Source organism: Pseudomonadota bacterium, assembly GCA_036339585.1.
Taxonomy (GTDB): domain Bacteria; phylum Pseudomonadota; class Alphaproteobacteria; order UBA8366; family UBA8366; genus UBA8366.
Genome location: JAYZAS010000002.1, coordinates 138,685 through 157,965, shown reverse-complemented (window position 1 = coordinate 157,965; position 19,281 = coordinate 138,685). Strand labels below are relative to the sequence as shown.

Sequence of the window (19,281 nt, the reverse complement as noted above, 5' to 3'; positions counted from 1 at the left end):
ATTCCAAACGATTTGAGCCGCTGGTGAGAAGAAAGTATTGTGGTGCATTCTACTAACCTGTCATTGTATTTATTTGCGGGAACAGACATCTCACATACAAAAGGCGAAGATGCAGCTAGTAAATAGAACTTATGCTCTAGTTTGACCATTACCTCGAACATGATATTTGTAGCTGGTGAGCTGATCTGCCCCTACAGGTCCTCGGGCGTGCAACTTCCCCGTTGCAATTCCAATCTCAGCCCCCATTCCAAATTCACCGCCATCTGCAAATTGCGTGGATGCATTATGCATTACAATCCCGCTATCAACACCGTTAAGAAAATGAGTTGCCACATCATTATTATTCGTGAGTATGGCCTCAGTATGGCTTGAGCCATACTGATTTATGTGATTGATCGCTTCGTCCACTCCCTCAACTATTTTTACCGAAATGATTTTGTCCAAGTACTCCGTACTCCAATCCTGCTCACTCGCATATTCTATGCGAGGCTCAATTTTACGGCATTCGCGATCGCCGCGTAGTGTGCACCCACCACTCAATAGATTATCTGTTAATTTAGGTAATATCTTTTTAACTACGGCACGATCAATTAAAAGTGATTCTGCTGCACCACAAATTCCTGGTCGACGCAACTTAGCATTGACAGTTACTTGGAGTGCCATTTCTATCTCCGCATCAGTATGTATATACACATGGCAATTACCAATAAGATGGGCAAGCGTTGGCACCTTTGACTCCGTGATGACACGTTCCGTAAGTGATTGGCCTCCACGTGGAATGATTACATCGATGCAACCAACTGCCTTAAGCATTTCTCCAACGGCTGCACGATCCCGGGTTGGGATTAGTTGTACAGCATTTGCTGGTAAACCAGCAGCCGTAAGACCTTTTCGCAAACACGATGCTATTTTTTTTGAGGAATATAGACTTTCAGATCCGCCTCTCAAAATTGCTGCATTTCCCGATTTAAGGCAAAGACCACCTGCATCTGCAGTCACGTTAGGGCGGCTCTCGTAAATGATGCCTATGACGCCTAGTGGAACGCTAACGCGTGATATTTCTAACCCATTTGGCCTGTGCCAGTTGCCCAAGACCCTTCCCAGAGGGTCAGGCAGCTCAGCTACACTTTCCAAGCCGTTTGCTATGGCTTCAATCCTAGTATCATCAAGCATGAGCCTATCGAGCATGGCACCATTAACGCCCTTTTTTTTGGCGAAGGTCATGTCGGTGACATTTGCAGTTTTTATCGCAAGATTATTTGCACGAATGGCATCAGCAGCATGGACAAGTGCATTATTTCGGGCAATAGAAGAAGCCAATGCCAGCTCGCGTGTTGCTGTTCGCGCTGACGCAGCGATAGTGCGCACACACGCGGCTATATCTTTAAAATTCTCGGTCTTCTCGCTCATTTATTGTTCATTCACTCCTCTTTGAGGTTGATCGCTTTACCGCTAGATTATCACGATGCACCACTTCATCACATCCCCGGTAGCCAAGGATGGTTTCTATCGAACCGCTCTTGTGGCCTTTTATTTTTTTTGCCTCGGAAGCTGAATATGCGCTTAAACCGCGCGCTATCTCATGGCCAGTACTGTTACGTAATAAAACTGCATCCCCTCGGGCAAAATTTCCGGTGATACGGGTTATACCTGCGGGCAGAAGGCTTTTTCCTTTGCTCAGAGCTTCGGCGGCCCCGTTGTCAACAGTGATTTCACCGTTCGTCTTCACCATACCCGCAATCCACTTTTTGCGTGCTTTTCGTGGTGAGGAATTGGCATTGAACCAAGTCGCCCGTCCGCCGCGCATTAACATTGATAAGGGTTCAATACATTTTCCATCGGTTATCACCATATCACAACCACCATCCATAGCGATGCTGGCTGCGTCGAGTTTCGTAATCATGCCGCCAGACGAATAACCAGTTGGAGCATTTCCAGCCATGGCTTTTATATCTTCGGTAATTTCATTGACTTCGGCAATATGTAATGCGCGTGGGTTTTGTCTTGGATCAGAGTCATAAAGCCCATCAATATCGGAAAGTAATATAAGACAATCTGAGCTAGTCATAGCGGCAACTCGTGCAGCAAGGCGGTCATTATCGCCAAAACGAATTTCGCTTGTCGCTACTGTATCATTTTCATTTATTACCGGCACAACTCCTAATTTAAGAAGCTGGTTGAGTGTATTTCGAGCATTTAAGTGTTTTCTTCGATGTTCAGTGTCTTCCAGTGTCAGTAGAATTTGTGCGATGTTTAAATTATGGCGCTCAAGTATATGCTGGTAAGCATGCGCAAGCAGTATTTGGCCGACCGCAGCAGCGGCCTGGCTTTCTTCAAGACGAAGGTTGCGTGTACTTAATAAGCCCGATTTTCCTCTCCCGAGTGCTATAGCACCCGACGAAACAATCATGACTTCTTGCCCACGGGCTCGCAAGTGAGACAGATCACAGGCAAGGCCATCAAGCCAATCTTCTCGGATCTCGCCTCTTTCATTGTCGACCAATAATGACGAGCCGATTTTGATTACGATGCGTTTGGCATTAATCAACTGATATTTCATGGTGTCCACCCGGTCGTCTTCTCTACTTCTATTTCTTCTGCCATTTTATTGTCGGATAGAGGGATGTGACGGAGCAATGAACGCAAAGCAGACTTTACTCCTTTGCCTGAGACACTGGAGAATACGAGAGCTTCTTTGCCGGCGGCCATGCTCAAAAGCCGTTGCTTTTCCGCTATTACTTGTGCGTTGAGTGCATCAATCTTTGTAAGCGCAACTAATTCGTGTTTTTCATGGAGCCCATTACCATAGGTCTTTAGCTCAACCCGCACAGTTTCGTACGCATTAGCCACATCGTCAGTAGTTCCATCTACTAGATGCAATAAAACGCCGCATCGTTCAACATGACCAAGGAACTTATCACCAAGACCAAGGCCTTTACTGGCACCTTTGATAAGTCCAGGAATGTCAGCCACCACAAACTCTCTTTCGTCTGTATGGACTACACCAAGCTGAGGATGAAGAGTGGTAAAAGGGTAATCTGCTATTCGTGGTTTCGCCCGAGTGACGGATGCGAGAAATGTTGATTTTCCTGCATTAGGAAGGCCAACTAGACCTGCGTCCGCAAACAATTTGAGGCGTAGCCAAATCCACATTTCGTTATTTTCGGCCCCGGGTTCTGCACGACGAGGAGCTCGGTTTGTAGAGGACTTATAGTGTAAGTTACCATGTCCGCCTGTACCTCCGGATAAAATAGTTACTTCTTGTCCGTGTTCGACAATATCAGCGATAAGAGCCCTGCTTTCTGCTTCAAGGATTTGGGTGCCCAATGGTACATCGATATAAATAGGACTCCCATCAGCTCCAAATCGTTGTCTCCCCATGCCGTGTTTACCAGACTGGGCGCGAAAATGCTGTTGGTAGCGGTAGTCTATCAGTGTGTTGAGATCCGGTTTGGCGCGCACAATGACATCTCCACCTCTTCCTCCATCGCCGCCATCAGGACCGCCACGGGGAATATTGCGTTCGCGACGGAAAGACACGCAGCCTGCACCACCTTTGCCGCTAGCCACAAAAATTTTTGCCTCGTCAAGAAACTTCATCGTTTGTTTCCTGTTGATCAGATGTGTGTGAAATTAAGCACACATTAAAAAAGGGGAATGGCAAGCCATCCCCCGTCCAGCCATTATAAGGTGCTGGACGTTTTTACCCGGTGGGCTCTACGTGTACGGTTGTTCGTACTCGCGTTTTATGGAACTTGACCGTGCCCTCTGCCGTTGCAAACAAAGTATGGTCTTTCCCTAACCCAACATTATGTCCTGGATGCACTTTAGTGCCGCGTTGCCGTATGATGATGTTTCCTGGAATGACGGTTTCTCCACCATACTTTTTTACACCCAGCCTACGTCCCTCAGAATCGCGACCATTTCTTGAGCTTCCACCCGCTTTTTTATGCGCCATTTGCAATTATTCCTTGATTATATCGCCGCTTTCAGGTCTTTTTGCGGCTGATTTTTTGTTTGAACTGGTCTTTTTTGTTGTGGTTTTCTTTTTCTTATCTGTAACTTTTCCCTCAGGCTTGTCTTTTGAGAGAGCCTTTTTTTTCGGGGGTAAGTCTTTTTTATCTTTAGTCATGATATTTGTTATTTTGACCAAAGTCACGTGCTGCCGATGACCCTTCAGACGGCGATATCCTTGGCGTCGCTTGCGCTTGAAAACTAGTATCTTATCTTCACGACCTTGCTCCATGACTGTTCCAGAAACACTTGCACCCTCCACTAAGGGTGTACCAAAAGTGCTGGATGTAGAATCACCAACCATCAGAACGTTATCAAAAGCTATCTTACTGCCAGTCTTCGCATCCAGCTTTTCAACCTGAACTACGTCCTCTTCGGCAACTTTGTATTGTTTTCCACCGGTTTTGATTACTGCAAACATTTTTTTATCTTCATTCATGAGTGTGACCTATATTTAAAGAGGCACCTCACCTCTGTAGTAACGCGCGACTATACGCCGCAAACTGTTCAAGTCAACGATTTTGGAGGAATTTCTCGCATCCACAACACAATTTTCTGCGTATAGTTTTATATGAAGATGGTAATAAAGGTTCTGGTCGGGGCCGCCGTGACTGCGTTTGGCATAAGCGCATGCTCACCTTTTGGCATGATAAATTTTTTGGCAAATAGTGAGGATGTAAGTGTTAGCACTGCAATTTCATATGGATCCCATGAAAAACAGCGGTTGGATATTTACCGTCCAGTTCGGATGAAAGGGTCGTTGCCGACCATTTTATTTTTTTACGGAGGCAGTTGGAAGCGGGGCAGTAGAGAAAACTATGCGTTCGTGGGGCACGCTCTCGCACAGCGAGGTTTCGTTGTGGTGATATCCGATTACAGGTTGTATCCCGAAGTTAAATTTCCAATATTTGTCCACGATGGTGCGCAGGCTATTGCATGGGTTACAGAAAACATAGGAAAATATGGAGGGCTAAATAAAAATATTCATTTGATGGGGCACTCCGCCGGTGCCCACATAGCTGCATTACTCGTTCTTGACGAAGAGTATCTCAGGAAATTTAATTTAGGTAAGGATACCCTTGGGCGTTGGGTTGGTTTGTCGGGTCCATATGCATTCTACCCTTCAAAGGTTCATTCGGTGAAAGATGTGTTTGAGGGGGTTGCAGAGAACTTAACACGTCCTGTAGTGAGGGTGGGGCGTGGTGCTCCAGATGCTTTACTCATCCACGGGAGCCACGACACTGCTGTCTCGCCAGAAAACAGTGTAGCTTTGGCCCATAGAATGAACGAGCTAGGCAATAGGGCATTTGCAGTTATTTATGAGGGTGTTGGACACGGGCTTACCGTTGGTTCACTTACTTTCCCTTTTACAGGTATGGCATCAACACTTAACGATGCAGTATCTTTCCTAAAGACCGGCAAGTATCCTAGAGTTCGTGGGAAAAATGGAGGTATCAGCAAATGACACGCAATCGAACTAGCACTTAGGTTAAGTTACAAATTTAATGATGCAACGCTTTTTTCATAAAAGAAAAAATTGAGCTTTTTAGGATGAACAATGCACGCTAACGAAAATACTGCACATCCTCTCCGTATTTCAATAACCTTGGATTATCTAATCTCTGTTGATGGGAAAAGTGATCCAAAACAAGAGTTGGAGAGAGATATTTTATTTAGGCTTAACTATGACAAAGATGAAATTCCTGTTGGTAGCCAGACTTTTGACATAATCGCACGCGACTTAGAAGCCACGTTGCCTAATGATATATGCCTGAACCGAATAGGAGGAACATTAAGCCTGAATCGGGCTATCGTTAAACATTTCTAACGAACCATAACTCTTGCCAGTTAGCGAAACACACCGTCGAGTTTCTAGATGCTAACAGATATAAATATCGCTGTCATTAGAGCAACAACTTTCATAGTCGGTTCAACTAACCATGCCTTCCTGATGACCGTATCGCCGTGTAGAGACGCTTGGCAATGAACCCTTGATTCTCTTTATATATACGATTGCCATCCCCATCATACTCCCAAACCCGTTTGTCTGGATCGGGATCGAGGGCGTTCAAATCAACCGAAGTATTTCCATTATCGTTTGTTATCGCCATTAGATACTCCTGAGCTTGAAGATGGCTGGATGCGCCGGCCGTAAGGACTAATTGCAGCTTTCATGTTTTGTCGAAAGGTGAAAGGCATTGGCGCACCCACCTAAAAATTCTTGGCGTTCTATTTTGTAGCCTCTGACGTATCATTTTCCGTTTTTTGGTTCCATCAGTTCAATTTTATTGCCAAAAGGATCTTCTATATAAAGGCTGGAAGTCCCGTCCCTGTGGTCCACAAGGGAACCAAAGTCTCCTGCTCCTGACCATTCAAAGGCAAGGTGCGGGGGATGCTCTTCCGGAATGACTAAAGCAATGCGGGTGTCGCCAATCGATAAAAGAGCCCACGTTTCATCTTGGTATAGAACATGTGCCGACAAAGTACGGGTATACCACTGTATCCCAACAGCGACATTGTCAACTGAAACTGCGGCGTGGTGAAAAGTTCGAACGTTTTCCATATTTGAAATACATTTATAACTTTGTTTTGGATCACCACTATTCCTGATCTTTTGTGATCGTTGCATTTTGAGAAAAACACAAACCTGAAATAAAGGCTTGCTCTCTTATTAAGTGCATCCCTTCTGTGGAGGCGTTTAAGCAGATAAGAACCGAGATCTGGCCCTGCCCTGTTTGGGTATAACTGTTAATCAGCAGCAACCAGAGGCGTCGGACCGCCGCTCAAATCTTGACAGTTTTCGGTACAAACTGCAGTGTTTAGGGAATATCACTCTCAGCGCAGGTAATTGGTCTGGGAACATATTATAAATATTCAAAATGATCACGTTAACCCGATATTGGTGCGAAGCTGGAATGGAAAAATAATCTGCGGAGAGGTGACAGAGTGGTTGAATGTGCCGGTCTCGAAAACCGGTGTGGGGGTAACCTCACCGAGGGTTCGAATCCCTCTCTCTCCGCCATTTTTGTATGTATCCTACTGAGTTAGTGTGCAATTAGGATAAAAAACAATTAAAAAAGGCCCAGATTAAAGTGGTGAAATCAGGTTTCTCATTCTCTCTCCCAACCCTGGGATTTTGATCCATCTTAACACTGGCCTTTTTAGGGTATTTTTAGGGTATGATGACACACCGAAGGAACGTGGCGCGGCACTTTAGGACTGCGAGATCTGCTAATTAGTTTATTATGAATAGTTTTTTAATCTTTCGGAGTGCCTGGCATGAATACAATGGAAATTCCGCCCCTTAGTGGTTTGAAAGTGATTGATGCGGCTACCGTAATAGCGGGCCCTACGCTTGCGATGCATCTGGCTGATTTTGGCGCCGAGGTGTTGAAAATTGAGCACCCACGTGGTGATGTCCTCCGCGAAACAGGTTATCAGAAAAAAGGGGTAGGACTTTGGTTTAAAATGGCTAACCGCAATAAACGCTGTATTACTCTGAATTTCTCGAAATCTCGTGGTCAGGAATTGTTCAAAAAATTGATTGCTGATGCTGACGTGTTAGTCGAAAATTTCCGCACGGGAACGATGGAAAAATGGGGGCTGGGATATGAGGATTTGAGCCGGATAAACCCCAAACTTGTGATGGTTAGGCTCACTGGTTTTGGACAAACTGGACCATACAGAAAGAGGCCTGGTTTTGGCACCATAGCAGAGGTGTTCAGCGGTTTTGCAAATATCACAGGTGAGCCTAGTGGCCCGCCAACATTACCAAATTTTGGGCTCGCAGATGGTATTGCCGCATCTTACGGCGCTTCGGCAGTGATGTATGCGCTTTACCATCGTGATGTTCATGGGGGCGAGGGGCAATTCATAGATCTATCGATTTATGAGCCAATGTTTCAGGTTCTGGGTCCTCAGCCATTACAATATGATCAGTTGGGTATTGTGCAGCAGCGCATGGGTAATCGCTCAAAGAATAACGCACCCCGTAACACTTATCAGACAAAAGACAGCCATTGGGTAGCAATTTCGACAAACTCGCCTGCAATCGTAAAACGGGTGCTGACACTCTGTGGTGGAGAAAAAGTAGCAGATGATCCCCGGTTTGCGACGCCACAGGGAAGGGTCGAGAATATCGACGAAGTTGATGAGATTGTTGCTAGCTGGATTAGGGAGCGCAATCTTGACGAAGTTTTAGAAAAATTCGAAAACGCTGAGGCTGCTATTGGGCCCGCATACAATATTGCACAAATTTTTGAGGACCCTCAATATAAAGCTCGGAACGATATTGTCACTGTTCCAGATGACGAATTGGGGCCTATTCGGATGGCTAATGCCTTTCCGTTTTTATCGAAGACACCAGCCAAAATACGACATTCGGGTCCGCCTTTGGGTCAGCATAATCAAGAGGTGTTTTGTGATGAGCTTGGCTTAGATCAAGCGGAAATGCAGGAACTGAAAAAAAATGAAATAATATAGAATTGGATTAACACGGCGACATAGGTCAAAAAAAGTTTCTTCGATTTTGGGCATAGATTTCTCCGTGAGTAGTAGCTATTTCGATGGTGCTGGAATAGCTGGCTGCTGGTTTAAAAATCCGAGAACAGTTTTATCCAGGCTCAGGTATTACTTCGCAGGCAACGCTGATACGCCGCTCAGATACTTCTGTTGGTACGGTCTGATGGAACATATATCCCGGGAATAAAATAAATTTCTCAACCTCCGGTTGTATGAAAAAAGTTTTAGGGTTTAGGTGAATAGGAAAGTCATGGGGAGGTGTGCCAAACTCAATCCACCCCTCTTTATCTTTCCCATTGTTAACTACTGCCGGTAACTGCAAGTAATAAACACCGTTAAGCTAGGCAGGTTTGTGTGCATGACTAATCTGACGGCCCGCGCCATCTAGTATAACTGCCCAAGCACGCCGCCACCAGTCTTTGGGTGCGCCCAATATGAATGGATGAGATGGATCCTTTGGCATTTTAGTCATATATTTTCACAGCCGTTTCCGAAACAGTGCGGTAAGAGCTGAATGGCCCCATAGGTGTCTCAAACAGTTCTCCCGAGTGGTAGCCATCTCGCGTTTCATAAGCGTCAGCGATGGGTGCGCTAAGATATGGTTGGCTAGCGCTGTGTTGAAGTCATCTTTGGTCTTGAATTTTTCTGGAGGATGGACACGTGTTTTTTGCACTAGGTTTTGAAAATCAACAAGTCGGCGCACCTCTCTCTCTCGTCGCCCAGGGCTTCTAAAACTAGAGAGTGAATAACTAAGACATGCGTGTCTCCCGGGCATTTCTTTAGATGTTCATCTGAAATTTTTTGAGCAGCAAGGGTTCGCCCCTGTGCAAGTAAACATTGTGCTAGCGCTGCGACGTCCACACTAGTTGGATGATACTCCATAGCGTTATGAAACTTGGCGGCCGATTCTTCATAGCGTTCTACCTCTTATAAAAGGATTCCTGAGGTTATGTCTCGCCCCCAACAATCCGGCTGTGCGACGTAAGCCTTTCGGGAAAATGTTATTGCCTCCTCCCGTTCTCCAACCTCATTTAATGGGCGTAATAGATATAGCAGAATTTCCGGTTGTTCGGTCCTTAACGCCAGTGCTTTTCACTACATCGCAACTGCGTCGGTCCAATCACCCTTCTTAGCAAGGCACCTGCCAAGCTTGTAGTGTCCGAGCGCATTGGTTTTTTCGCACTGAATTGCGGAGCGATATTGATCAGCAGCCTCATCTATGCGGTAAAGGTCTTGCAGAAGTTGGCCTAATTGAAGTTTAAGGTCTACCTTATCTGGAAAATTCTGGATAAGGTTTTGCGTTATTGTGACAGCTTCGGCCCCATCTCCATTTTATTGGAGGAGGCGCGCAGTCTCAAGTTGTAGTTGACTATCGTCGGGATTTTGTTCCCGTGTAGTAAGTGCAATGGCTAGTGCTGCGTCAAAGTTACCCTCTGCCCCGAGCAATCGTCAAAGATCAAGTGCAATATCGCTATTGCTGGGCGAACCTGTGAGTGCTGAACGATATTGGAGAATAGCGGTATCTTTCTCGCCAAACGACTCCAGAATAACTGCCCGATTACCCTGAGTATCTAAATTCCCAGGGTTTGCTTCAAGTGACATTTTTAAAAGGGACAACGGACTTTTACCTTCCCCTTTATTGTGCAATAGAAGAGCTAAATAATTACAAGTCTCTGGATGAGTTGGCGTGGTCTTCAGAATAGGCCTGTATAGAGACTCCGCCTTTTCAAAACGCCCGTCCTCATGCGCATTTTTCGCTTTACTGAAGATGCCTTGGTTGGTTTTCGTGAGAGACATGGACTTTTTGTATTTGTCAGAAGAAATGGGATGTTATGCGGTTCGGGATTCTATCTCCTCGATGGTTGCCGAAGGTGAGATGTGATTCAAGCTTATGCGGGCTTCAATTACTGAAGGCCCGTCATGGGCGAAGGCAGCGGCAACAACTTGATCAACCTCTCCTTCATTCGCGATAAGAAAGCCCTTAGCACCAAAGCTCTCTCCCCACGCAACGAAGTCAGGATTTTGGAGTTCTGTTGCCGTGATACGTCCCGGAAAGTTTTTAGCTTGATGCATGCGAATAGTCCCATAGGCGTTGTTGTTTGCGATGAAAAGTTTTAACGGCACTCCGTATTGGACGGCCGTCGCAAGTTCTTGGCCGGTCATCATAACGCCTCCATCGCCGCAGAATGCCACAACCTGACGACCAGGGGTCGACAAAGCAGCACCAACCGCGCAAGGAACTCCGGGGCCCATCGCGCCAACTGTAGCACCTAGGAAATCATTCCGCTGTGTGAAATGAAGAAAGCGTGATGGCCAGCTTGAGAAGTTACCCGCGTCCGTAGTTACGATAGCATCCTCAGTGAGGTGATTGCCAATGGCTTGAATCACAGACCCGAATACAACACCGTCGTTCGATGAGACTGGTCTCCAGCGCATGACGTTTTTGTGTGCATCATTCAATTTTTTTACCCAGCTCTTGCGGTCCTTACCACCTCCTCCAGCTTCTATCATGCTATTTAAAAACTCTGTTGAATCACAGGCAATTCCGAGTGTTGGATGCCAAAGTCGCCCAATCTCTTCCGCGTCGGGCCATATATGTATAAGAGGTTGATCAGGAACTGGTGCGCGCGGAAAAGTAAAGTTCTGGCTCATGGACGGTCCACCACGATCACCAATTATTAGCATCAGATCAGTGGTTTTCATAATCTCTAAGAGCTCAGCAGGGGCCCTATTTGGCAGTCTTCCCGCACAATGAGAGTGCTTGCTATCGAATATGTGAAACCGTCGTTGAGGGGCTGCTACCGGTATATCAAAGGTCTCGGCAAACTTCGTTAATGCTGCCATAGCTTCGGGGCCTTTAATATTACCCCCCCCGATAGCCAGTGGACGTTCTGCACTTCGGATCATGTCTAGAGCACGGTTTACATCGGCACGAGACGGTCCGGCTTTTGGTCGTGGCACCGGTGAAATTATTTCTGAGATACTATCACCATAAAGAAGATCCTCGGGCAATACGACAACAACTGGGCCCGGCGTGCCAGTTTCCGCAACATGAAAAGCGCGGGCAATGTATTCTCCGAGCCGTTTTTGATCAACAGCTTCAATAACTAGTTTTGCCGTGTCAGAAAATGTCTTAGAGTAGTTCATTTCTTGCAGAGCCATGCGGCCGAGTTCATCCAATTCTGCTTGCCCGACTAGGAATACCACTGGCTCCGCATCGTGGTATGCAACATGCAGTGAAATTGCAGCATTCATTGCACCAGGTCCGCGACTAATAATACACACTCCGGCCTTACCAGTGACTTTGCCGTGCGCAATCGCCATGAAACCTGCCCCACTTTCATGACGACAGACTATCAACTTCATATTTGGGTATTCTAGGAAAGCATCGGTAAGCGGCAAATAGCTTTCCCCTGGGACGCAAAAAGCTACATCGACGCCTTGGGCGTTGAGTGTTCCAGCAATTACGCGAGCTGCACCGGTAGTCATTAGACTTCCCTCCAAGGATAAAAAAAGACGCAATACTTAGGGCGCAACCGAATAGGAAGTGCCTCCTATTGATTAAATAAAGAAATGCTGGGATCTAGTCATTAGAGATTTTTAGCATTTTTGTGAATTCTGTTGGAAATGGGAATACTATTGTGTTGGTTTTATCGCTGGCGATGTCTTGAAGACTGCTCAGGTAACGTAATTGCATTGCTTGCGGTTCTTTCGCAAGTGCGTGGGCGGCTTCTACAAGTTTCTCCGCAGCCTCTTGTTCGCCAAGAGCATTAATTACTTTTGCACGGCGTATTCGCTCAGCCTCTGCCTGACGAGCGATTGCCCTAACCATACTCTCATCGATATCAACATGTTTTATCTCGACGTTAGCAACCTTGATACCCCAGGCATCGGTCTGAGTGTCGAGGATTTCCTGTAGGTCCGTATTTAGTTTATCTCGTTCCGATAGCATTTCGTCGAGTTCATGTTTGCCGAGAACAGAACGTAATGTTGTTTGAGCAAGCTGGCTAGTAGCAGCGAGGTAATTTTCGACTTGAATAATAGCCTTTGATGGTTCGACAATACGGAAATAAATAACGGCATTGACTTTGACTGAGACGTTATCTTTTGAGATGACGTCTTGGGTTGGCACATCAACTACAAGGGTGCGCAAGTCAACTCGGTTCATTGTTTGTACGACTGGAACCAGCAGTATTATTCCAGGACCTTTTACCGAGGTAAAACGACCAAGCGTAAAAGTGACACCACGCTCGTATTCCCTCAGAACTCTGATTGAAGCGGCTAAAATAATGATGGCTGAAATAATGACTGGCGTCACAACGTAAAATGTATCCATTTTTTAACTTTCTTTGCTATCTAATTCGGTAACTACGACACTTAGCCCTACTAATTGGACAATCTTTACTTTCTGTCCCTTTTTTAAACCACGCATTCCAGATGCTTTCCACCGTTCACCTTCAGCTCTGACCGATCCTTCATCATCTGACCATTCAAGAACTTCGGCCATCGTGCCGATCAAGTTTCCAGTCCCCGAAATGACTGGGCGCTTAAAGCTGCGCCAAACGTAGCTAAGAATGAACGACAATAAGGCACAGCAGAACAACGCCGATGATAAAATGACAATCCATGACAATTGAAATTCGGGCGAATCTGTATCAAAAAGTAAAATGCTGCCAAAAATAAACGAAATTATGCCACCGATGCCCAATATACCAAATGACGGAAGGAATGCCTCTGCAGTCATGAATGCCATTCCCAAGATTAGCAACCCGGCACCAGTGTAGTTAAGGGGTAGCATGTTTGTGGCATACAAACCTATAAGCAGGCAGATTCCGCCAATTACCCCCGGCCCTATTAAGCCCGGATGCCAGAACTCAAAGATGATACCGTAGATACCAATTAGCATCATGACGAACGCAACGTTTGGGTTAGTAGCGATAGAAAGCAATTGTATCTGCCAATCTGGATCAATATGGTCTACGGCCATATTTTTAGTGTTAAGTGTGACGGGCGAATTCCTTAGCTCGACCGAACGTCCGTGAAGTTTCATCAACAACTCATTTGCGTCCTTAGCAATAATGTTGATGACGTTATTTTTCAGGGCCCCTGTTGCGGTAAGTGTGGCCGCTTCAGTTACGGCTTTTTCTGCCCATGTTGAGTTCCTGCCATGGAGTTCAGCCAAGCTTTTGATGTAGGCAATTAGATCGTTGATCGCCTTGGCTTGCATGGTACTTTTTTTTGGTGAAACACTAGTGCCATTGCTGGTTTTTTGCCGCTCAAGATCTTTTTTTGGGTTCTTTTCAACCTTTGGTTTATTGCCTTGAGTACCAGATCCGCCTATTTGCACGGGGGTAGCCGCACCGAGATTTGTCCCCGGAGCCATTGCCGCAATGTGGGTAGCATAAAGAATATAGGTACCAGCGCTGGCTGCGTGTGCTCCGGACGGCGAGACATAACCCACAATTGGCACAGGAGCATTTAAAATCATGGCGTTGATTTTTCGCGTGCTATCGACAAGCCCACCGGGAGTATTAATCCTTAGAATGACCAACTCATGACTTTTTTTAACAACAATTTTCATTGCGCGTTTTAAATATTCTACTGTTGCGGGGCCTATAGCACCGTCGACGGTAATAATAGCGGCACTTTTTATTGGGGTAGGCCTTTCCTCTTTCGCCACTGCTAACATCATGGTACCTAGAATTAGAAAAATGCCGAAAAGTGTTGTCCGGATAATCAAGTGAACCCCTTTAACGTTATTTACAGTTTAGTGGAGCATGTTGTGTCAGTCTCGATAACTCGGCTGATAGGCAGAGTTGATAACTATGGTTTTGTTTAGAAGGTAGGCCTATCAAGGCTAAATCCTACTGTAGGGGGAAAAAATGGAAAATCCAAGTGAAGTACTTGATGATAAGGCGTTTAGTTTTATACGTGTTGCGCCACGGCCAGCGAAGCCACGGGATTGCGGTATGACCATCGTTGCCGATCGGGGTGTTGGTATGAATGCGCAAGTTGATCTAATGCAATCGGCTGGTGACTTTGTCGATATGATGAAAATAGGAATTGGCGCTTTCCGTCTTCAAACGGAGAAATTTTTGCGGAATAAAATAGATCACCTCCACGAGAGCGGTGTTGAGGTCTTCTTTGCAGGAGATATAACAGAAGCAGCATTTCTTCAGGGCCAGTCTGAAAAATTTTATCGAAAGGTCAAAGACCTAGGTAGTGACGCCGTAGAGGTATCATCAGCACAAGTTTCGATGTCTATCGACGACAAGTGTCGTCTCATTATGATGGCTTCCGATGCTGGTTTAAAGGTTGTAGCAGAGGCAGGGCAAAAGGGGCATGATAATTGGACACACAGCCTAAGCTACATCAATAAACAGATCGAGGCCTATTTTAAGGCTGGCGCATGGAAAACACTTATTCAGGGAGAAGGCGTTAGTGAGGGAGTTGAGGATCGCAAAGAGGACTTGATGTTGAACATAGCCGCAGCTTTCGATGTTAAAGATCTGATTTTCCAAGCTAAGGATGGCGGTACACAGGCATTTTACATCAACACGCTAGGGAATATTGTAAATCTCGACGTAGATTACGATCAAGTTATTGATCTTGAATTAATGAGGCGGAATATTCGCAAACACGGATTGTTTGGCCTTGTGGCCAGCTCTGGTGAATAAAACAGACTGAAAGAAGAAGCTCAGTTCTGCAGGAAGGTTATTGCGCAATAATGGAGGCAAAATATGGCACAGCAGCAAACCGGGTCATCGATCTCAGAGCTTATTGCTGACTGGTCGGCGAATTTAAAATACGAAGATTTGCCCGAGTCGGTAAAGGCCATCGTTACCAAAGTCGTGCTGGATGGTGCTGGGTTGATGGTTGCAGCTCGAAATGAGGACTATGTAAAAGCGATAGTCTCTTCATCCGATAGTTCTGGTTCGTGCACTGCCCTTGGGCATAAAAATGGGTTTTCTGCATCTGATGCAGCCTTTATAAATGGCACGGCTGCCCATGGTGAAGATTACGATGATACTGCCGAGGGTTCCCCAATGCACGCTGGTGGTGCTGTGGGTCTACCAACATTATTTGCCGTAGCAGAGCGTTATGAGTTGTCCGGTGAAAAACTCATGCTCGGTATTGCCGCGTGCATCGAGCTATCCTGTCGGTTGGCAGTTGTAGCGCCGACCGCTCAGCACCGCGCATCTTTTCATCCTACCGCCGTCCTTGGTTGTTTTGGTGCAACTCTAGGGTCATCTGTTAGTCTCGGTCTCAGTAAAAAGCAGACTGTGGATGCGCTGGGCACTGCCGGAAGTCTGGCTGCTGGCATTATAGAATATCTCGGCGATGGCAGCTGGACGAAACGCATGCATCCTGGTTGGAATGCACAAGCTGGACTTCGGGCCGCACTTCTGGGTCAAGCTGGATTTTTTGGGCCGAAATATGTGTTTGAGGGCGAACACGGAGCTTTCGCGGCATTTGCGCATCCTGACATTGAGCAGGACTTCGGCAAGGTTACAAAAGATCTTGGAAGTAGCTGGGTTGCAGATAAGATTACTTTTAAATCGTATGCTTGCGGAACTATGACACAACCATTTATTGATTGCGCCCTTCGGTTGAGGGATGAGGGTGTTGATCACAACGCTATTGAAAAAATCGAATGTAATGTTGGAGAAGGTACTGTTCACCGTTTATGGGAGCCCCTCGAGTTAAAACAAAATATTCCGACACCCTACGCAGGTAAGTTTTCGGTTCCATACTGCATTGGAATTTCTTTTGCGGAGGGTGCCGCAGGGCTGGCTCAATTCACCAAGGACAAGTATAAAAATCCAATAGCTGCCGAAATTGCGCGGAAAGTTTTTTACGTAGTCGATCCGAATAACGAGTATCCAGCAAACTATACCGGTCATCTCAAGGCTGTTATGAAAGACGGTACGGTGCATGAATATTCGCAACCGCATATGCGTGGAGGTCCGGTCGAGCCCCTCACCGAGGAAGAATTAACGTCCAAGTTTCATGCAAATTGTGAATATGGTGGTTGGGACAATAGCTTGGCTAATCAATTGCAAGATTACTGTCTTGAGATTGCGGCTTTAAAAAACCTGAATGGGCTGTCCGCATTTCGCATTTAGCAAATTCTGGGTATTCTCAGCCCGATCGGGGTTAAAGTTCTACGGCCTCACAGGAGCTTAAATTCGGCTGAACATTGGGATTAAAATTATAATTTTGATCAAGTGATTTGATTTTGTTTTTATCTAATCCAAAGATATTTGTTTTTCAGTGCACATAGTGGGACTTAGAATTATCAAATATAAATTCATCGATGCGGTCTTTAGGTAGTTGTAGGGCATGCCGGCGCATGGCCTTTCCAAGACGCGATCCGGCTACGAGAAAGTCCCCTATACCATCTTCAGAAATTAAACAACGCGCTGCCGCATGCGCTTGGGGCCAGTCTTTGTGTTGGCAGGCTGCCACAAAGCGGACCAAAAAATATTCGTCTAAAACCAGACAAGGGCAGCACGGTTGGTGAAATCTTATTTTACGGTTCGCATTCTTCAACAAAGTCGAGATGATAGCAGATACACTAGTAACTATCTTACAGCCATCTTCTTCGCCAAATGAAATTTTAAAATCTTTGCACATACAATCCCATACATGCTGTTTTTCAAACCTATGACCGAATAGCCATTTGCGTATTGATCTAACGACAAACCTTTCGGCTTCGGTTAAATCGACTAAATCAGGTGTTTGGTCTCCCTGAATTTGATCATTATTTTGGATACGCATATGCTTTCCTCAATATTTTTCGCTGCATTGCGAATAGTTATCATTTGCATTTTTAGCTCGCTGGCGCTAAATATGCAAATGAGAATTATTTGCACGTTTAAGGAAATTTTTAATGTCAGCTTTATTTCCTTCTAAACCAGAGGAATTATTTGAGAAACTGTACTTTCCGGAAAGGCTCGTTCTTTGGAGTGTTCGCCTCTGGATTGATGGAATTCAAAGTTGGTGTAGCATTTCTGAACAACTTCAGGATGCATACCGACTTGCGAGAGTTGATAATGCTATCTGGATCTGGACGCAATGATGACTATCGTGACAATCAGTTCCTCGGGTCCCATCGATATTCGTTGCGAGCATTGTGCTTCCATAAGTGAAGACGAGCTGATTTTTTTGAACTGGTTAGCAATCAGCCAAGCGGGTTTTTCGAAATCGGGGGATAATGATTTGTTTAAGGGATGGATGCCTGTAATGGCTGTTAACCCTACCAAACCGCACCTCTCTCAGTTTACAATGAAACTCCAGAAAGCGGGCCTCCTATTAAGGTTCGGTTCCGAAACAGATATTCCCGGATATTCCCGAAGGCAGCTCGCTGCCCCGGACCCGGTAACGGCTTGAAGCATGTATTGGTAATGCCTTTAAAAAAAGGAGAAGACAAAAACGGAACCATTCAAATTATTAGCTGAAGGACAGAACATTATAACGTAGAGAGCTTTTCCTTATTGGGCGCGGTTTTCAAAGTATTTATATAATGTTTCCAGTGATTTCTCCAGTCTCCCTCCAAACCGACTTTTCCTCCTTGCCATGATGAAGTCGGTGCGGTGACTGCGGGGGCCGGGCAGGTGATGTTGACAGTTGCTATCTCTCCTCACTTGACCGGTCTCCGCCCTTATTGTCAGTAATCTCACTAACTTGAAGTGGCACGGGCACTGAGCCACATAAAAATTACTCTAGCCTGTCAAAGTTCTTATGGCTGGTTAGAAACTGTTATAAACAGCCTTACCATACATCCACTAAAACAACTGAGCTAGATCGTCAGATTAAAATGTGGTGGATATGTGTAGGCATTTTAAATCAGCAAATAGGAATTGTCAGGCCGCTTTGCTACCTCTCGACGAGGAGGGGGGGGGTCGGAGCAACGATAGATCCTCCCCACCCTGACAAATATTAAACTTTGTAACTTTGATAGTCTCGGTTATTTCGTTTTCGCACATTCCGCAACATGGAGTGCGTTTAAAATGGGCATGAACATCTTTCCAGTGCGATGCTCCACCCTTGATGGCAACTGCAATGTCACGTGCTGTTATAGCGTTACAGTTACAGATGTACATAAGTTAGTCCCGGGTGCATGCGTTCAATATGTTGAACGTTAGTAAATTTTTTGCACTTGAGAGTCAATTGCACATGTGGATTTTTTCTCGTGCTAAGGCCTTTGGTGGTCCGATTGTTAACAATATTTATGGGGCAGGGCATGAAAGGCGATACAAACGTTTTGGAGCAGCTTAACCTAATATTGAAAAATGAGCTCACTGCTATCAATCAATATTTTCTTCACGCGCGAATGTTGGAAGATTGGGGGTTTAAAAAGCTCGGCCAGAAGGTTTACGAAGAATCAATCGGCGAAATGAAACATGCAGATATGTTGATAGAACGTATCCTGATGCTGGACGGGCTTCCTAATCTCCAAAGCTTGGGTAAACTGCGAATTGGAGAGACAGTTCCAGAGATCCTCGAATGCGATATGGCGTCAGAGACAACAAATCAAGCCTGTTTGAAGGTGGCAATAGCCGAATGTGAAAGTGTACGGGACTATGGTTCCCGCGATGTTTTTGAAACTATTCTTAAAGACACTGAGGAACACATTGATTGGATTGAAGCTCAGGACACTCGGATAGAACAGGCAGGCTTACCAAATTATTTGCAGGAACACATGTATGAGGAAAAAGAAGCCTAGATGCTTTCAAGTTTGCG

General features: G+C 45.6%; 21 protein-coding genes, 1 tRNA gene and 2 pseudogenes. 9 read left to right on the top strand and 15 right to left on the bottom strand.

Going from position 1 to position 19,281, the window contains the following annotated elements; genetic code table 11:
* Positions 1-129 precede the first annotated feature (129 nt).
* The 5 genes and pseudogenes from VX941_02420 to rplU form a co-directional block, all read right to left on the bottom strand.
* Positions 130-1,410, bottom strand: a complete 1,281-nt coding sequence (locus tag VX941_02420) for a glutamate-5-semialdehyde dehydrogenase (GenBank protein ID MEE2932259.1) — start codon at positions 1,408-1,410, stop codon at positions 130-132.
* A gap of 7 nt (positions 1,411-1,417) precedes the next feature.
* Entirely contained in the window at positions 1,418-2,560 is a 1,143-nt protein-coding gene (gene proB, locus VX941_02415; GenBank protein MEE2932258.1) for a glutamate 5-kinase, read from the bottom strand.
* 47 nt (positions 2,561-2,607) lie between these two features.
* A pseudogene (obgE, locus tag VX941_02410) lies at positions 2,608-3,600 on the bottom strand (GTPase ObgE).
* Between the two features lie 103 nt (positions 3,601-3,703).
* Complete coding sequence (rpmA, locus tag VX941_02405) at positions 3,704-3,958, bottom strand: 50S ribosomal protein L27 (GenBank protein ID MEE2932257.1); 255 nt, start codon at positions 3,956-3,958, stop codon at positions 3,704-3,706.
* A 6-nt stretch (positions 3,959-3,964) separates the two neighbouring features.
* Positions 3,965-4,453 (bottom strand): 50S ribosomal protein L21, encoded by a 489-nt coding sequence (gene rplU / locus VX941_02400; GenBank protein ID MEE2932256.1) that lies wholly within the window; start codon positions 4,451-4,453, stop codon positions 3,965-3,967.
* A gap of 132 nt (positions 4,454-4,585) precedes the next feature.
* On the opposite strand from rplU, the gene VX941_02395 reads away from it, so the two are divergent.
* Both VX941_02395 and VX941_02390 read left to right on the top strand, forming a co-directional pair.
* Complete coding sequence (locus tag VX941_02395; GenBank protein MEE2932255.1) at positions 4,586-5,479, top strand: alpha/beta hydrolase; 894 nt, start codon at positions 4,586-4,588, stop codon at positions 5,477-5,479.
* 93 nt (positions 5,480-5,572) lie between these two features.
* Positions 5,573-5,842, top strand: a complete 270-nt coding sequence (locus tag VX941_02390; GenBank protein ID MEE2932254.1) for a hypothetical protein — start codon at positions 5,573-5,575, stop codon at positions 5,840-5,842.
* A gap of 106 nt (positions 5,843-5,948) precedes the next feature.
* Here the strand turns inward: VX941_02390 and VX941_02385 are convergent, their stop codons facing one another.
* Both VX941_02385 and VX941_02380 read right to left on the bottom strand, forming a co-directional pair.
* Positions 5,949-6,125 (bottom strand): hypothetical protein, encoded by a 177-nt coding sequence (locus VX941_02385; GenBank protein MEE2932253.1) that lies wholly within the window; start codon positions 6,123-6,125, stop codon positions 5,949-5,951.
* Between the two features lie 140 nt (positions 6,126-6,265).
* The gene (locus VX941_02380; GenBank protein MEE2932252.1) at positions 6,266-6,643 is read right to left on the bottom strand and encodes a VOC family protein; all 378 of its coding nucleotides are present in this window, start codon (positions 6,641-6,643) and stop codon (positions 6,266-6,268) included.
* Positions 6,644-6,946: 303 nt separating this feature from the next.
* Between VX941_02380 and VX941_02375 the strand changes: the two genes are divergently transcribed.
* Positions 6,947-7,036: transfer RNA gene (locus VX941_02375), tRNA-Ser, on the top strand.
* Positions 7,037-7,293: 257 nt separating this feature from the next.
* On the top strand, positions 7,294-8,496 hold the full coding sequence (locus VX941_02370) for a CoA transferase (protein MEE2932251.1): 1,203 nt from the start codon (positions 7,294-7,296) through the stop codon (positions 8,494-8,496).
* Between the two features lie 130 nt (positions 8,497-8,626).
* Here VX941_02370 and VX941_02365 read toward each other — a convergent pair.
* The 7 genes and pseudogenes from VX941_02365 to VX941_02335 form a co-directional block, all read right to left on the bottom strand.
* Positions 8,627-8,860 (bottom strand): annotated as a pseudogene (locus VX941_02365) (putative 2OG-Fe(II) oxygenase).
* A 15-nt stretch (positions 8,861-8,875) separates the two neighbouring features.
* The gene (locus tag VX941_02360) at positions 8,876-9,007 is read right to left on the bottom strand and encodes a hypothetical protein (protein ID MEE2932250.1); all 132 of its coding nucleotides are present in this window, start codon (positions 9,005-9,007) and stop codon (positions 8,876-8,878) included.
* Positions 9,008-9,013: 6 nt separating this feature from the next.
* Complete coding sequence (locus VX941_02355) at positions 9,014-9,238, bottom strand: hypothetical protein (protein ID MEE2932249.1); 225 nt, start codon at positions 9,236-9,238, stop codon at positions 9,014-9,016.
* A gap of 746 nt (positions 9,239-9,984) precedes the next feature.
* A complete protein-coding gene (locus VX941_02350; protein ID MEE2932248.1) occupies positions 9,985-10,332 on the bottom strand; it encodes a hypothetical protein in 348 nt (115 codons plus the stop codon).
* A 33-nt stretch (positions 10,333-10,365) separates the two neighbouring features.
* Positions 10,366-12,024, bottom strand: coding sequence for a thiamine pyrophosphate-dependent enzyme (locus VX941_02345; GenBank protein MEE2932247.1), 1,659 nt, complete (start codon positions 12,022-12,024; stop codon positions 10,366-10,368).
* 94 nt (positions 12,025-12,118) lie between these two features.
* Positions 12,119-12,871, bottom strand: a complete 753-nt coding sequence (locus VX941_02340) for a slipin family protein (protein ID MEE2932246.1) — start codon at positions 12,869-12,871, stop codon at positions 12,119-12,121.
* Between the two features lie 3 nt (positions 12,872-12,874).
* Positions 12,875-14,275 carry a nodulation protein NfeD gene (locus VX941_02335; protein ID MEE2932245.1) on the bottom strand — a complete coding sequence of 467 codons (1,401 nt, stop codon included), beginning with the start codon at positions 14,273-14,275 and terminating at the stop codon, positions 12,875-12,877.
* A gap of 142 nt (positions 14,276-14,417) precedes the next feature.
* Here VX941_02335 and VX941_02330 point away from each other — a divergent pair, with 142 nt between their 5' ends.
* Together VX941_02330 and VX941_02325 are read left to right on the top strand one after the other, a co-directional pair.
* On the top strand, positions 14,418-15,212 hold the full coding sequence (locus VX941_02330; protein ID MEE2932244.1) for a phosphosulfolactate synthase: 795 nt from the start codon (positions 14,418-14,420) through the stop codon (positions 15,210-15,212).
* A 63-nt stretch (positions 15,213-15,275) separates the two neighbouring features.
* The gene (locus VX941_02325) at positions 15,276-16,661 is read left to right on the top strand and encodes an MmgE/PrpD family protein (GenBank protein ID MEE2932243.1); all 1,386 of its coding nucleotides are present in this window, start codon (positions 15,276-15,278) and stop codon (positions 16,659-16,661) included.
* Positions 16,662-16,806: 145 nt separating this feature from the next.
* On the opposite strand, the gene VX941_02320 is transcribed toward VX941_02325, so the two are convergent.
* Positions 16,807-17,316 carry a hypothetical protein gene (locus VX941_02320; GenBank protein ID MEE2932242.1) on the bottom strand — a complete coding sequence of 170 codons (510 nt, stop codon included), beginning with the start codon at positions 17,314-17,316 and terminating at the stop codon, positions 16,807-16,809.
* A gap of 112 nt (positions 17,317-17,428) precedes the next feature.
* On the opposite strand from VX941_02320, the gene VX941_02315 reads away from it, so the two are divergent.
* The 3 genes from VX941_02315 to bfr all read left to right on the top strand — a co-directional run bounded on the left by VX941_02315 (position 17,429) and on the right by bfr (position 19,264).
* Positions 17,429-17,617: a hypothetical protein gene (locus tag VX941_02315; protein MEE2932241.1), complete on the top strand. Its 189-nt coding sequence runs from the start codon at positions 17,429-17,431 to the stop codon at positions 17,615-17,617.
* On the top strand, positions 17,614-17,928 hold the full coding sequence (locus tag VX941_02310) for a hypothetical protein (GenBank protein MEE2932240.1): 315 nt from the start codon (positions 17,614-17,616) through the stop codon (positions 17,926-17,928). The genes VX941_02315 and VX941_02310 overlap by 4 nt, the downstream gene beginning before the upstream one ends.
* 853 nt (positions 17,929-18,781) lie before the next feature.
* Positions 18,782-19,264 carry a bacterioferritin gene (gene bfr / locus VX941_02305; GenBank protein MEE2932239.1) on the top strand — a complete coding sequence of 161 codons (483 nt, stop codon included), beginning with the start codon at positions 18,782-18,784 and terminating at the stop codon, positions 19,262-19,264.
* The last annotated feature ends 17 nt before the right edge of the window (positions 19,265-19,281 follow it).

Coding starts and splice junctions, on each gene's coding strand:
- VX941_02420 (MEE2932259.1), bottom strand. CDS start 1,410: ATGAGCGAGAAGACCGAGAATTTTAAAGATATAGCCGCGTGTGTGCGC.
- proB (MEE2932258.1), bottom strand. CDS start 2,560: ATGAAATATCAGTTGATTAATGCCAAACGCATCGTAATCAAAATCGGC.
- rpmA (MEE2932257.1), bottom strand. CDS start 3,958: ATGGCGCATAAAAAAGCGGGTGGAAGCTCAAGAAATGGTCGCGATTCT.
- rplU (MEE2932256.1), bottom strand. CDS start 4,453: ATGAATGAAGATAAAAAAATGTTTGCAGTAATCAAAACCGGTGGAAAA.
- VX941_02395 (MEE2932255.1), top strand. CDS start 4,586: ATGAAGATGGTAATAAAGGTTCTGGTCGGGGCCGCCGTGACTGCGTTT.
- VX941_02390 (MEE2932254.1), top strand. CDS start 5,573: ATGCACGCTAACGAAAATACTGCACATCCTCTCCGTATTTCAATAACC.
- VX941_02385 (MEE2932253.1), bottom strand. CDS start 6,125: ATGGCGATAACAAACGATAATGGAAATACTTCGGTTGATTTGAACGCC.
- VX941_02380 (MEE2932252.1), bottom strand. CDS start 6,643: ATGCAACGATCACAAAAGATCAGGAATAGTGGTGATCCAAAACAAAGT.
- VX941_02370 (MEE2932251.1), top strand. CDS start 7,294: ATGAATACAATGGAAATTCCGCCCCTTAGTGGTTTGAAAGTGATTGAT.
- VX941_02360 (MEE2932250.1), bottom strand. CDS start 9,007: ATGACTAAAATGCCAAAGGATCCATCTCATCCATTCATATTGGGCGCA.
- VX941_02350 (MEE2932248.1), bottom strand. CDS start 10,332: ATGTCTCTCACGAAAACCAACCAAGGCATCTTCAGTAAAGCGAAAAAT.
- VX941_02345 (MEE2932247.1), bottom strand. CDS start 12,024: ATGACTACCGGTGCAGCTCGCGTAATTGCTGGAACACTCAACGCCCAA.
- VX941_02340 (MEE2932246.1), bottom strand. CDS start 12,871: ATGGATACATTTTACGTTGTGACGCCAGTCATTATTTCAGCCATCATT.
- VX941_02330 (MEE2932244.1), top strand. CDS start 14,418: ATGGAAAATCCAAGTGAAGTACTTGATGATAAGGCGTTTAGTTTTATA.
- VX941_02325 (MEE2932243.1), top strand. CDS start 15,276: ATGGCACAGCAGCAAACCGGGTCATCGATCTCAGAGCTTATTGCTGAC.
- VX941_02320 (MEE2932242.1), bottom strand. CDS start 17,316: ATGCGTATCCAAAATAATGATCAAATTCAGGGAGACCAAACACCTGAT.
- VX941_02315 (MEE2932241.1), top strand. CDS start 17,429: ATGTCAGCTTTATTTCCTTCTAAACCAGAGGAATTATTTGAGAAACTG.
- VX941_02310 (MEE2932240.1), top strand. CDS start 17,614: ATGATGACTATCGTGACAATCAGTTCCTCGGGTCCCATCGATATTCGT.
- bfr (MEE2932239.1), top strand. CDS start 18,782: ATGAAAGGCGATACAAACGTTTTGGAGCAGCTTAACCTAATATTGAAA.